The sequence below is a fragment of the Nocardioides sp. ChNu-99 genome (genome assembly GCF_029493445.1).
Lineage (GTDB): Bacteria > Actinomycetota > Actinomycetes > Propionibacteriales > Nocardioidaceae > Nocardioides.
On sequence record NZ_JAHWBL010000019.1, the window covers coordinates 49,100 to 61,113 of the forward strand.

13 protein-coding genes are annotated in these 12,014 nt (G+C 73.7%); 8 read left to right on the forward strand and 5 right to left on the reverse strand.

Features of this window, described 5'->3' with window-relative positions:
* The first annotated feature begins 114 nt into the window (after positions 1–114).
* From KK617_RS08605 to KK617_RS08615, 3 genes are read left to right on the forward strand one after another with little or no spacing between them, the layout of a single operon-like run.
* A complete protein-coding gene (locus tag KK617_RS08605) occupies positions 115–681 on the forward strand; it encodes a hypothetical protein (protein ID WP_277499489.1) in 567 nt (188 codons plus the stop codon).
* A 54-nt stretch (positions 682–735) separates the two neighbouring features.
* On the forward strand, positions 736–1,350 hold the full coding sequence (locus KK617_RS08610) for a rhomboid family intramembrane serine protease (RefSeq protein ID WP_277499490.1): 615 nt from the start codon (positions 736–738) through the stop codon (positions 1,348–1,350).
* Entirely contained in the window at positions 1,347–1,835 is a 489-nt protein-coding gene (locus KK617_RS08615) for a hypothetical protein (protein WP_277499491.1), read from the forward strand. Before KK617_RS08610 ends, KK617_RS08615 begins: the two co-directional genes overlap by 4 nt.
* A 111-nt stretch (positions 1,836–1,946) precedes the next feature.
* On the opposite strand, the gene KK617_RS08620 is transcribed toward KK617_RS08615, so the two are convergent.
* Complete coding sequence (locus KK617_RS08620) at positions 1,947–2,801, reverse strand: aldo/keto reductase (protein WP_277499492.1); 855 nt, start codon at positions 2,799–2,801, stop codon at positions 1,947–1,949.
* 139 nt (positions 2,802–2,940) lie between these two features.
* On the opposite strand from KK617_RS08620, the gene KK617_RS08625 reads away from it, so the two are divergent.
* Genes KK617_RS08625 through KK617_RS08635 form a run of 3 tightly spaced genes read left to right on the forward strand, consistent with a single transcriptional unit; the run spans position 2,941 to position 5,626 of the window.
* Positions 2,941–3,936, forward strand: coding sequence for an ABC transporter substrate-binding protein (locus KK617_RS08625; protein ID WP_277499494.1), 996 nt, complete (start codon positions 2,941–2,943; stop codon positions 3,934–3,936).
* Positions 3,933–4,772, forward strand: coding sequence for an ABC transporter permease (locus KK617_RS08630; protein WP_277499495.1), 840 nt, complete (start codon positions 3,933–3,935; stop codon positions 4,770–4,772). Before KK617_RS08625 ends, KK617_RS08630 begins: the two co-directional genes overlap by 4 nt.
* Positions 4,769–5,626: an ABC transporter ATP-binding protein gene (locus KK617_RS08635; RefSeq protein WP_277499497.1), complete on the forward strand. Its 858-nt coding sequence runs from the start codon at positions 4,769–4,771 to the stop codon at positions 5,624–5,626. Before KK617_RS08630 ends, KK617_RS08635 begins: the two co-directional genes overlap by 4 nt.
* A gap of 307 nt (positions 5,627–5,933) precedes the next feature.
* Here KK617_RS08635 and KK617_RS08640 read toward each other — a convergent pair whose 3' ends face one another.
* Entirely contained in the window at positions 5,934–6,539 is a 606-nt protein-coding gene (locus KK617_RS08640; protein WP_277499498.1) for a hypothetical protein, read from the reverse strand.
* 165 nt (positions 6,540–6,704) lie between these two features.
* Between KK617_RS08640 and KK617_RS08645 the strand changes: the two genes are divergently transcribed.
* The gene (locus KK617_RS08645) at positions 6,705–7,760 is read left to right on the forward strand and encodes a class I SAM-dependent methyltransferase (protein ID WP_277499499.1); all 1,056 of its coding nucleotides are present in this window, start codon (positions 6,705–6,707) and stop codon (positions 7,758–7,760) included.
* A gap of 41 nt (positions 7,761–7,801) precedes the next feature.
* Here the strand turns inward: KK617_RS08645 and KK617_RS08650 are convergent, their stop codons facing one another.
* Both KK617_RS08650 and KK617_RS08655 read right to left on the reverse strand, forming a co-directional pair.
* Complete coding sequence (locus tag KK617_RS08650; RefSeq protein WP_277499500.1) at positions 7,802–8,827, reverse strand: adenosine deaminase; 1,026 nt, start codon at positions 8,825–8,827, stop codon at positions 7,802–7,804.
* A gap of 19 nt (positions 8,828–8,846) precedes the next feature.
* Positions 8,847–9,350 (reverse strand): hypothetical protein, encoded by a 504-nt coding sequence (locus tag KK617_RS08655; protein ID WP_277499501.1) that lies wholly within the window; start codon positions 9,348–9,350, stop codon positions 8,847–8,849.
* A gap of 106 nt (positions 9,351–9,456) precedes the next feature.
* Between KK617_RS08655 and KK617_RS08660 the strand changes: the two genes are divergently transcribed.
* Positions 9,457–10,518, forward strand: coding sequence for an ankyrin repeat domain-containing protein (locus KK617_RS08660; RefSeq protein ID WP_277499502.1), 1,062 nt, complete (start codon positions 9,457–9,459; stop codon positions 10,516–10,518).
* 21 nt (positions 10,519–10,539) lie between these two features.
* Here the strand turns inward: KK617_RS08660 and ald are convergent, their stop codons facing one another.
* Complete coding sequence (gene ald, locus KK617_RS08665) at positions 10,540–11,667, reverse strand: alanine dehydrogenase (RefSeq protein ID WP_277499503.1); 1,128 nt, start codon at positions 11,665–11,667, stop codon at positions 10,540–10,542.
* Positions 11,668–12,014 lie beyond the last annotated feature (347 nt).

Genomic DNA, 12,014 nt, shown 5'->3' on the forward strand with positions numbered 1-12,014 from the left:
CCGTCAGCCTAGACAGGGGCGGGTGGGTACCGGTGGTCTCTGCGAGTTCGTCCGCGCCGGGGCCCGAGGCGCCGTAGGGTTCGCAAGGTCTGCCCCTCCTGCCGATCGGACCCCGTGACCACTCCGCCCGCCCCGTCCCGCCGCGCCGTCCTCCGCGCGACCGCCTGGACGGCCCCCGCCGTCGTCGTCGTCAACGCGGCGCCCGCCTTCGCGGCCTCGGTCGCCGGCGACGTCACCGCGATCTTCACGCCGACCCGCCAGATCGACGGTGTGCTGCTCTCCGGACTGGTGACGAACAGCGCGTCGAGCGACCTGCTCGTCACCGCCTCGTTCGACGTCGCCGTCGACCCGGCCAGCCCCGACACGGTCCTCAACGGCTCGTACAACGACCTGAACGGTTGGACGCTGACCTACTTCAACTGGGTCGACGGCACCGGCCAGAAGGCGGCGCGGTGGGCCGGGAGCCGGGTCATCGCCGCCGGTGCGGGGGCGCCCCTGCCGGACATCACGATGCATCTCGCGTCGTCGGCGTTCGGCACCAGCACCCTGACGCTCACGGCGCCCGCCCCGGCCGTCGTGACCAACCCCCCGGCCGTCCCGTTCGGGCCCTCCGGCGTGCAGGCCCGCCGCGCCGCGCCGCAGCCCTCCCCGACGTGGGGGACCGGGGCGTCGCAGGGCTGAGCCGCCGGGGGCGGGCGGCGGCGACGTCGACCGCTCCCTGGCTAGCCTGGCCGCATGTCCACGCCCGTGCGCCGGCCCGACGCGGCCGAGCCCGTGCGCGACGCCGCCGTCCTGGTGGGCGGGTTCGTCGCGCTGCTGTGGCTGCTCGAGATCGTCGACACCGTGCTCGGCAACCGTCTCGACGCCTACGGGGTGCAGCCCCGCAGCGACGAAGGGCTCGTGGGCGTCGCGACAGCGCCGCTGCTGCACCTCGGCTTCGGGCACCTGGTCTCCAACACCCTGCCGCTGCTCGTGCTCGGCTTCGTGATCGCCCTGTCCGGCATCGGCCGCGCCCTCGCCGTCGCGGCGATCGTCTGGGTCGTGGGCGGTCTCGGCACCTGGCTCGTCGCACCGGCGGCGACCAACCACATCGGCGCCTCGGTGCTCGTCTTCGGCTTCATCACCTACTTGGTGGCGCGCGGCTTCTTCAGCCGCAGCCCCGGGCAGGTGGCCATCGGCGTCGTCGTGCTCCTCGTGTACGGCGGCGCGCTGTGGGGCGTGCTGCCCGGCCAGCCCGGCATCTCGTGGCAGGGCCATCTCTTCGGTGCGCTCGGTGGCGTGGTCGCCGCAGCGCTGCTGGCTCCTCGACGTACCGCCCGTGCTCCTCGACGTACCCCGGAGGTCCGATGACCAAGTTCACCGTCACCCACGAGGCGACCGAGGTGCTGCCGGTCGAGCGGCAGCGCATCTGGGACGTGCTCACCGACCCCCACCAGCTCGCGTCGCTGACGCCGATGCTGACGGGCATCGAGCCGCACGGCGAGGCGGGGGAGCACTGGCGCTGGAAGATGACGAAGGTGCCCGCCCTGAGCCTCGCCGTCGCGCCGGAGTTCACGGAGCGCATGACGTTCACCGAGCTGGAGCGCATCGAGTTCCGCCACGATCCGCCGGCCGGGGCGAAGGAGGACGCGGGCGCGGAGGGCTGGTACTCCCTCGAGGACGCCTCCACCGCCGACGGCCCCGCCACCCACCTCGCCATCAGCCTCGCCATCACGGTCGACCTGCCGCTGCCGCGCGTGTCCGCGCCCGCCGTGAAGGCCGCGATGAAGGGCGTCGTGGGGACCATGGGCAACGGGTTCGCCGGCAACCTCGAGAAGCACCTCGGGATCCGCTGAGGCCGCGGCAACCCCCTCGAGCCCCCGGTACGACGAACGCGGCGCCGACGGTGAGCTCACCGTCGGCGCCGCGTGGCGTCGTACCGATCCCGCCCGGGGGCGGGGCCCCGGTCAGTCGGGGATGTAGTCGAACGTGTCGGGATTCGGGCCGGTGCGGCCCTCCTCGCCCTTGTCGAGGCCCGTGATGCGGTCCACCTCGTCGGAGGTGAGGGAGAAGTCGAACAGGTCGAAGTTCTCCTTCACGCGCTCGGGCGTGACCGACTTCGGGAAGATGATGTCGCCGCGCTCGACGTGCCAGCGGAGGGTGACCTGGGCGGGGGTCTTGCCGTACTTCTCGGCGAGCTCGACGAGCACCGGGTCGTCGAGGACGGCGCCCTGGGCGATCGGGGACCAGGCCTCGACGGCGATGCCGAGGTCGAGGCTGGCCGCGCGGGCCGCCTCGTTGGTCAGGTAGGGGTGCACCTCGATCTGGTTGACCGCGGGCACGACGCCGGTCTCGTCGGTGATGCGCTTCAGGTGCTCGGGCTGGAAGTTCGAGACACCGATCGCGGCGGCGCGGCCGTCGCTCGCGAGGTCGGCCAGCGCGCGCCAGGTCGAGACGTAGTCGCCGTCGTAGCGCGTCGGCAGCGGCCAGTGGATGAGGAAGAGGTCGACCGTGTCGAGGCCGAGGTCCGCGAGCGACTGGTCGAAGGAGCGCTTGGCGTCGTCGGGGCGGTGGAAGCCGTTGTTGAGCTTGGTCGTGATGAAGAGCTCGTCGCGGGGGATGCCCGAGGCCTTGATGGCCTGGCCGACCCCGCGCTCGTTGCCGTACATCTGCGCCGTGTCGATGTGGCGGTAGCCGACCTCGAACGCGGTGCTCACCGCACGCTCCGTCTCCTCCGGCGGCACCTGGTAGACGCCGAAGCCGAGCTGCGGGATGGAGGTCCCGTTGTTGAGGCTGACGGTGGGGATGTTCGTGGAAGCCATACCGAGCACAGTGCGTCCGCGGCCCAGAACATTCCCGGGCCGGGCTCGCCCGTCCCTGAAACACCGATGTCACCGTCGTGAAAAACCCGTGCCGGAAGGTGGGCGCTCCGACCCGCCGTACCGATCCGTGGAGGCCCCCGTGCCCGTCGTCCCCCGCACCCGCTCCGTGCGTCCCGCCCGCCTCGCGGCGGCCGCCGCCGCCCTGCTCGTCGCCGCCGGCGGCCTCACCGCCTGCACCTCGACGGGGGGTGGCGACGACGGGGAGGTCACCACCGTGACGGTCGGCACGCTGCGTGGGCAGCCGCACTTCTACGCGCCGTTCCTCTACGACGACCACGCGACGGGCGACATCGAGTACGAGGTCGTCACCCTCGACACGGCCCCGGCGCTCAACGACGCCCTGCTCTCGGGCACCGTCGACATGGCGGTCGGGTCCATCACCGCCACCATCGCGGGCGCCGCGCAGGGGCGCGAGGTCAAGGTCGTCGCGGCGGCCTCGGACGGCGGTAGCGGCTTCGTCGGCGACGAGTCGGTGCAGACGATGGAGGACCTGGTCGGCAAGCGGGTGGGCTACCTCGAGTCGAGCTCGCAGTACGTCGTGCTCCAGCTGATGCTCGAGGAGGCCGGCATCGACATCGAGGAGCTGGAGCTCGTCTCGCTCTCGGCGCCCGAGTTCTTCAACGCCTTCGACACCGACCAGATCGACGCGTTCCTGGCGCCCGAGATCGGGGTGTCGCTGGCGCTGGCGGCGGGCGGCCACGAGATCGCGTCGCCGTACGAGACCGAGATCGGGCGCGTCAACATCGGTCTGCTCGCCAGCCAGGAGTTCATCGACTCCCAGCCCGACGCGGTGCAGGAGGTCGTCGACACCCACGCGGCCACGACGGACTACATGCTCGCGAACCAGGACGAGTGGCTGCCCGAGATGGTCGAGGAGTACGGCGGTGACGAGGCCGTCTTCGCGACCGCTCTCGAGAACTTCTGGCTGCGCTCCGACCTCTCCCCGTCGTACGAGGAGCAGATCGGCAACCTCATCACCCAGATGGCGCGCCTCGGCATGATCAGCAGCGAGCCCGCGGTCGAGGAAGTCGTCGACACCACCTACGCGTCGCGCGACGAGCCGGAGGACGCGTGAGCGCGACCGCCTCCCTCCGGGCGCGGCGCGTGGGGCGGCGTGCGGGCCACGCCGCCCTCGGCGTCGGCTTCATCGCCCTGCTGCTCCTGCTGTGGGACCTCGGGGTGCGCGGCGAGTGGGTGCTGCTCTTCGACATCAAGATGGGCTTCCTGCCGCCGCCGGTGGAGGTCGCGAGGCTGATGTGGGACTTCGCCTTCGGCGGGGTGTACGACGACGCCTACTCCGGCACGCTGTGGAGCCACCTCGGCGCCAGCGCGTTCCGGGTGCTGGCCGGGTTCGCCCTCGCAGCCGCCCTCGCCATCCCGATCGGCGTGCTGATGGGGCGCTCGGAGCTCGTGCGGGCCACGCTCGACCCGGCGGTCAACCTGTTCCGGCCGATCCCGGCCACGGCGTGGGTGCCGCTGGTGCTGCTCATCATCGGGTTCGGCAGCCAGGCGACGATCTTCCTCATCGTGCTGTCGGCGTTCTTCCCGATCCTGCTCAACACGATCACCGCGACACGGGAGGTGTCGCCGCGGCTCGTCGAGGCGGCGCGGATGCTCGGCACGACGCGGCTCGGGGTGCTGCTGAAGGTGGTCGTGCCCGCCGCGACGCCCGGCATCGTGTCGGGCCTGCGGATCGGGCTGGGGCTCGGCTGGGTGATCCTCGTCCTCGGGGAGGCCAACGGCATCGACACGGGCCTCGGCTCGATGATCATGATCGCCCGCGAGCAGGTGCGCACCGACCGGGTGGTGGTCGGGATGATCGTCATCGGCATCGCCGGCTACCTCTCCGACCGCGTGCTCGTGCTCGGCCTCAAGGGACTGTTCGGACGACGCCCGCTGGTGCGGGCATGAGGGGGGACCAGGCCGTGACGGCAGGTACGACGACGCGCGCCGCCGCCGCGGGGGCGGCCGGGACCACCCGCCGTACCCGGGAGCCCGACGAGGGCGGCCGGATCGTGCTGCGGGGCGTCGGCAAGCAGTACGCGACCCGGCGCGGGCCCGTCGACGCCGTCGCGGGGGTCGACCTCGAGGTGACGCCCGGCGAGTTCGTCGCGGTCGTCGGCGCCAGCGGCTGCGGCAAGTCGACGGTGCTGCGGATCCTCGCCGGGTTCGAGCAGCACACGAGCGGCGTGGTGGAGGTCGGCGGCGGGCCCGTGCGGGGGCCGGGGCCGGACCGCGGCGTGGTGTTCCAGGACTACGGGCTCTTCCCCTGGCTGACGGTCGCGGAGAACGTGCGCTGGGGGCCGCGGCAGCAGCGCGTGTCACGCGCCCGGGCGCGGGCGCGGGCCGCGGAGTACATCGAGGTGGTGGGCCTGACGCGGTTCGCCGACCGCTACCCCGGCGAGCTGTCCGGCGGCATGCAGCAGCGCGTCGCCATCGCCCGCGTCCTGGCCAACGACCCGGCCGTGCTGCTGATGGACGAGCCGTTCGGCGCGCTCGACGCCCTCACCCGCACGACCATGCAGCACGAGCTCGGGCGCCTGCGCGCCGCCTCCGGCGCGACCGTGCTGTTCGTGACGCACTCGATCGAGGAGGCCGTGTACCTCGCCGACCGCGTCGTCGTCATGGCCGGCGGCGCCTCCCACGGGGTCCCGGGCCACATCGCGGAGGTCGTGCCCGTCGAGCTCGGCCCCGAGCGCGACGTCAACGCGCCCGACTTCAACGCCGTGGAGAAGCGCATCGCCGCGCTGGTGCACGGGGGCTGAGGGGCGGCCGTCACCTGGGCGTGTGGTTTCGAGGGGTGCTGGCGCACCCGCCTCGACCACCGGGTGCTCGCGCTAGCGGTCCGGTGGTCGAGGTGCTCGCGCTGTGCCGGTGGTTGAGGTGGCCGCGCTGGCGGCCCTCGAAACCACTGTCGCTCTCCACGCGTGGTTTCGAGGGGTGCTGGCGCGGCCACCTCAACCACCGGGGGTGGGCTACCCACCTCAACCACCGGGAGTGGGCTACCCACCTCGACCACCGGCGGTGCTAGCGCACCCGCCTCGACCACCGAGGTGACCCCGGAGCGGGCGGTCAGGGCAGGGCGGAGTCCTGGAACGCGCGCTCGGACCGGCTGGTCTCGCGCCCGTCCACGGCGACGACGCGGTTGAGGACCGTGAACGTCCCGGCGGACACCGTGGTGTCCTCGCCCGCGATGCACTCGCCGGGGATCGTGACCGCCACGACGTCGTGGACCCGCGACCAGGCCACAGCGCCGTCGACGTCGCACTGGCCCACCGACCACGGCTCGCTCGGGTCGTGCACGTTCGTCGACCGCACCCGGAACCCGGTGCCGGTCCGGTCGGGATCCAGGGAGACCAGGGTGTCGCCGTAGCTCGCGGCAATGAGCTGCTGCCCCACGTCGAGCGTGAGGCGCTGGCCGCTGCGCGTCGTACGGCGGGCGTAGGCGAACACCTGCTCCACCGCCACCTCGACGAGCACGTCGTCGCCCTGCGCCCGGGCGCGGACCCAGGCGATGTCCGACGCGGTCGGCGGCGCGGCCGGCGCGAACGACGGACCGTACGAGCTCGGGTACCGCTCGACGTCCCCTCGGGGATCGTCGATCTGGACCGGCAGACCGGCCGGCGCCGCGTGCGCCGTACCCGGCACCGTCGACAGCACCGCCACCACGGTGGCCACGACGACCCCTCTGAGACCCCGCACGCCCGAACCCCCCGCTCGACGACCGTTCCTGCCGAGAACGTAGTGGACGCCGCCGGGACGCTCTCAGGTTTCCGCAGGACCGGCGGTCGCCTGTGTGGTTCGCGTCACGTTCGAACCCGCCGGCGGCTAGGGTCCGATCGCATGGTGGGGGACCAGGTGGGGCAGCGCTGTCCGTCGTGCGGTGCGGAGCTGGCGGAGGGCTTCTCGCCCGGGCCGAAGGGGCGGGTGGGCGCGCGCTGCGGTCGCTGCCAGGCGCTGGAGCGCCACCGCTTCCTGGCGCTGCTGCTGCGGGCCCTCGGCCCGTTCGTCGCTGACGCCGAGCTGGTGCTCGACGAGGCCCCGAGCCGCCACACGACGCGGGTGCTCGCCGACCTGGGCGCGCGGCGCGTGGTGGGGATGGACTTCGACCCGGCCGCCGACGGGCGCGACGTGACCGTGCAGGGGAGCCTCACGCAGGTGCCGCTCGCCACCGGGTCGGTGGACCTGCTGATCTGCTACCACGTGCTGGAGCACGTGCCAAACGACGCGGCCGCGATGGCGGAGATCCGCCGGGTGCTCGCCGACGACGGGATCGGTCTCGTGCAGGTGCCGCTGCCGCCCGACGACGTGCCGACCGACGAGGACCCCGACGCCGACGCCGAGACGCGCATCGCCCGGTTCGGCCAGGCCGACCACGTGCGGCTCTATGGCTGGGACGTGGAGGACCGCCTGCGGGCCGCCGGTCTCGACGTGGTGCTGCTGCGGTGCTCCGACCTCGTGCCGGCCGCGACCCGCGAGCGGCACGGGCTGGTGGCCGACGAGGTCACGTGGCTCGTGCGCCCGGCGCCCGGTGCGCAGGGTCGGCTCCTGCGGGTGGGCGACCTCGGGATCACGCGGCTCGACCTGCTCGGTCGCGCCGACCTGGCCGAGCCCGCCCATGTCCGGGCCGCGCGGGAGCGCGCGCTGCACCAGCGCGTCGCGGGCGCCGAGGCCGCCACCGAGCGGTGGCGCACCGAGGCCGGGTCGGAGCGGTCGGGGCGGGAGGCGGAACGGGTACGACGGGAGGCCGCGGAGGCCGAGACCCGCGCGTGGCGCGCCCGGGCCGAGCGGGCCGAGCGCTCGCTCGACCGGTTACGCAGCAGGCTGCCGGTGCGCGCCGCCGTACGGGTGCGACGTGCCGCGCGGTCGGTGGCGGGGAGGCTCGGGGGGCAGTCCTAGGACTCGCGGCTCGGAAGCGTCGCGCGGCCGTGGGGCGAGGCTCAGCCGCGGCCGCTCGCGTACGCGTCGATCTCGCCCAGCACCCGGGCCTTCGTCCCCTCGTCGGCGAAGGACGCACGGACGGCGGCGCGGGCGAGCTCGGCGGTGCCGGCCTCGTCGAGCCCCAGGATCTCGGCGGCGATCCCGTACTCGCGGTTGAGCGTCGTGCCGAACATCGGCGGGTCGTCGGAGTTGATGGTGACCGTGACCCCCGCGTCGCGGAAGGCCCGTAGCGGGTGGAGGTCGAGGGAGGGGACGGCCCGGGTCGCCACGTTCGACGACGGGCACACCTCGAGCGGGACGCCCGTGGCGGCCAGGTGCGCCAGCAGCGCGGGGTCCTGGGCCGAGGAGGTGCCGTGCCCGATGCGCTCGGCGCCCAGCAGCCGCAGCGCGTCCCACACGGTCTCGGGCCCGGTGGTCTCGCCGGCGTGGGGGACGCTGTGCAGGCCCGCCGCGCGGGTGGCGTCGAAGTGGGGCTGGAACTGCGGCCGGGGCACCCCGATCTCCGGGCCGCCGAGCCCGAAGGCGACGAGGGCGTCCGGGCCGTGGTCGAGGGCGAACCCGAGGGTCGCGTCCGCCGCGGGCAGGCCCGCCTCGCCGGGGATGTCGTAGATCCAGCGCAGCACCAGCCCGAAGTCCCGCTCCGCCGCGACGCGGGCGTCCTCGAGCGCCTCCGTGTAGGCCTCGATCGGCATGCCGACGCCCTCGTCGTGGGGGCGCACCGAGGTGTACGGCGTGCACGTCAGCTCGGCGTAGCGCAGGTTCTGGCCCCCCGCCATTTCGCGGGCGATCTCGTAGGTGAGGTAGCGGATGTCCTCGGGCGTGCGCACCAGCGCCACGACGGCGAGGTAGACCTCGATGAAGTGGGCGAAGTCGCGGAACTCGAAGAACTTCGCGAGCTCGGCGGCGTCGCTGGGCACGGTGCCCGGGTGGCGCTCGGCCAGCTCGGCCACGATGCGGGGCGAGGCGGAGCCGATGTGGTGGACGTGGAGCTCGGCCTTGGGCAGGCCGGCGATGAAGTCGTGCACGGAGATCCTTCCGGTGGGGCTAGCGGTCGGACGACGGGGACGGGAGCAGCGGGAACCAGGTCGTCGCCACGTCCTGGATGGCGCCGGGGTCGATCCCGCAGCGGGCCCTCAGCACGGTCTGGACGTAGGCCTCGTCGACCTCGGGCCACGACGGCTCCTCGGGCAGCGACGTCCCGCGGCGGTGCATCCCGTCGTCGGGATCGGCCGTGATCTCCCGGTCGATGCCGTCGCCGACGACGCGGAGGGAGTAGACCCCGACCGAGTCCCACACGGTGGCGAACAGCGCCTCGGTCCCGAGCCTCCTCACCAGGCGGGTGTCGACACCGCGGGGCAGCTTCATGGGCGCAGCGAGCACGACCACCGCGCTCTCCGCCGCGCCGTCGACCTGCGCCACGGTGACGCCGGACGGTCCCGCCCACGGCTCCACGGCCTGGTCGCCGACGGTCAGGACGCCGCCGAGCGCCTGCCCGAGCTCCGCCAGGGACGTCCGGCGGAGGACCGCGATGTCGTAACGAGAACCCATGGTCGAGATCGTCGCACCTGCCGCAGGCGTGGGGGGAGACACGCGGGGGTAGTGACCTCGACCGGATCGCGCGTCACGGGGACGTCGACGCGCCACGCTGAGGGGGATGAGGATGGCGAAGAAGCGCACCACCTTGCCGAAGGACTTCGGCAGGGGGGACGTGTACACGGTCGCGGAGCTCGAGGAGATCTTCGCGAAGGTCGAGGTGACCGCCGTGGGGCGTGACTACAACAAGGAGTCGGCCCTGATGAGCAACAGGCTCGACGCCGACGGGGTCCGGTGGCTGCTCGAGCGCGGTGCCGACGCGAACGCCGTCGACCGCTTCGGCAACACCGCGCTGACGCACCACGTCAGGTGGAGGAACCAGATCGGCGTCGTTGAGGTGCTCCTCGAGCACGGTGCCGACCCCGACGTCACCGGACACTCCTCGCCTCTGACCGCCGCGGCCGAGCACCTGAACACCCCGGGCCTGCACCTGCTGCTCGACCACGGCGCCGACCCCCTGCTCACCTACGGGCGCCGCGGCGACACGGCGCTCGACCGTGCGATGACACGGCTGCACGACTACCAGGCAGCGGCAGCCATCGAGGTCGCCCGGGTGCTCGTCGACCGCGGCGCGCGCGTCTCGGGCGAGACCCCGAAGTACCTCCGCCAGACGATGTCGGCCGTGCACCGGAGGATCGCGGACGGCAAGGGCGGGGAGGAGATGCTGGCCGCCCTGCACGAGCTGTTCGAACTGCTGGGCGTGGAGCCCTCGGTGCCCCCGCGTGTGCTCGAGCCGGGCGAGCCGATCACGGTGACGACCGAGGGGTGGAAGGCCCAGTTCTCGGAGCTGTGGAAGATGCTCGTGCCCGCCGGCGGCGCCGCGGACAGCGTCCAGGGGGAGGTCGTGCGGATCGCCGGCCGCGTGGGCAACGAGATCCTCGGCAACGGCGGCGGCAACTGGGACCGGGACTACGACCGGATGCTGCAGGCGTACGCCGCGCACGTGCGCACCGGCTCGCCGCTCGACGACGCCGACCTCCGCGACGCGGACGAGGCCGTGGCACGCCTCGAGGGTGGAGCCTTCGACGAGCCCGCCGTCGACGTCCTCACCGAGCTCGCCGTGACCTGGGTGCTGCGCAACCCCGACCGCGTCGACCTGCCGGAGCCGCCGTACCGACGGTGAGTCCAGCGACCGGCCCGCCGCTCAGCCCAGCACCTCCGCGACGGCGACGCTCGTCATGCCGTGTGCCGCGGCGACCGCGGCGTTCGTGACGGCGCCGGCGTGGGTCGACAGCCCGTGGGCGAGGGCGGGGTCGGCGGCGCAGGCGTCGCGCCAGCCCTGGTCGGCGACGGCGAGCGCGTAGGGCACCGTCACGTTCGTCAGGGCGTACGTCGAGGTGTGCGGCACCGCTCCAGGCATGTTCGCCACGCAGTAGAAGGTCGCGTCGTGCACGCGGTACGTCGGGTCGGCATGGGTCGTCGCGTGCGAGTCCTCGAAGCAGCCGCCCTGGTCGACCGAGATGTCGACGAGCACCGCGCCGGGCCGCATGCGGGCGACGGTGTCGTTGGAGACGAGGGTGGGGGCCTTCGCGCCCGGCACCAGCACGGCGCCGATCACCAGGTCCGCCTCGAGCACCGCCTCGGTGAGCGCCAGCGTCGAGGAGGCGACGGTCTGCACCTGCCCGCCGAACGCCCGGTCCGCCGCACGCAGCGCGGTCACGCTCTTGTCGAGCAGCAGCACCCGCGCCCCGAGGCCGAGCGCGACGCGCGCCGCGCTCATCCCGGCGACACCGGCGCCGACGACGACGACGTTGGCGGCGTACGTTCCCGGCACCCCGCCCATCAGCACGCCGCGGCCGCCCAGCACGCCGGCCCCGGCCCGCATGAGGTGGTAGGCGCCGGCCTGCGGCGCGAGGCGCCCCGCCACCTCCGACATGGGGGCCAGCAGCGGCAGCGCCCCGTCCGCGGTCTGCACCGTCTCGTAGGCCAGCGCCGTCACCTCGCGCGCGACCAGCTCCTCGGTCAGGGCCTTGTCGGCGGCGAGGTGCAGGTAGGTGAAGAGCTGCAGGCCGGGCCGCAGGCGGTGGTACTCCTCCGCCACCGGCTCCTTCACCTTCAGCACGAGGTCGGCGTCGCCCCACACGTCGTCGGCGGCGTCGACGAGCCGGGCGCCGGCCGCGGCGTACGCCTCGTCGGGCAGCGCCGACCCGAGGCCCGCCCCGGACTGCACGAGCACCTCGTGGCCGTGGGCGACGAGTTCGGTGGCTCCGGCAGGGGTGAGGGCGACGCGGTACTCGTGGTTCTTGACCTCGGTGGGGACGCCGATGCGCATGGTTGCTCCTGTGTGTCGGGGCCTCGTGGGCCCGCCCGGTACGACGCGGTGAGGGTGGCCGCGTCCGGTCGAGTGTGCTCCACGTCACGTCGCGCGTCGACCCCGGGCTCACACCGATTTCACAGCCCGCACTCACCCCGCGTGCAGGCACGCGAGGTCCACTGGATGCCATGAACGACACGCGTCCGCTCCCGCCGCACCCCGACCGCCCCCAGCCGCTCCCGCCGTACGGCGCACCCCACGCCGCGCTCCCGCCGTACGCCGCGTACCCGGCCCCCACGGCCCCGCGCCGGCGTCCGCGCGGGTGGCTCGCGGCGGTCGGCGGCGGCCTCGCGGGTGCGGCGCTC

What these genes read in the sequence shown, in the direction of transcription:
- KK617_RS08610 (WP_277499490.1), top strand. Translation starts at nt 736, where the DNA reads ATGTCCACGCCCGTGCGCCGGCCCGACGCGGCCGAGCCCGTGCGCGAC.
- KK617_RS08615 (WP_277499491.1), top strand. Translation starts at nt 1,347, where the DNA reads ATGACCAAGTTCACCGTCACCCACGAGGCGACCGAGGTGCTGCCGGTC.
- KK617_RS08620 (WP_277499492.1), bottom strand. Translation starts at nt 2,801, where the DNA reads ATGGCTTCCACGAACATCCCCACCGTCAGCCTCAACAACGGGACCTCC.
- KK617_RS08635 (WP_277499497.1), top strand. Translation starts at nt 4,769, where the DNA reads ATGAGGGGGGACCAGGCCGTGACGGCAGGTACGACGACGCGCGCCGCC.
- KK617_RS08645 (WP_277499499.1), top strand. Translation starts at nt 6,705, where the DNA reads ATGGTGGGGGACCAGGTGGGGCAGCGCTGTCCGTCGTGCGGTGCGGAG.
- KK617_RS08655 (WP_277499501.1), bottom strand. Translation starts at nt 9,350, where the DNA reads ATGGGTTCTCGTTACGACATCGCGGTCCTCCGCCGGACGTCCCTGGCG.
- KK617_RS08660 (WP_277499502.1), top strand. Translation starts at nt 9,457, where the DNA reads ATGAGGATGGCGAAGAAGCGCACCACCTTGCCGAAGGACTTCGGCAGG.
- ald (WP_277499503.1), bottom strand. Translation starts at nt 11,667, where the DNA reads ATGCGCATCGGCGTCCCCACCGAGGTCAAGAACCACGAGTACCGCGTC.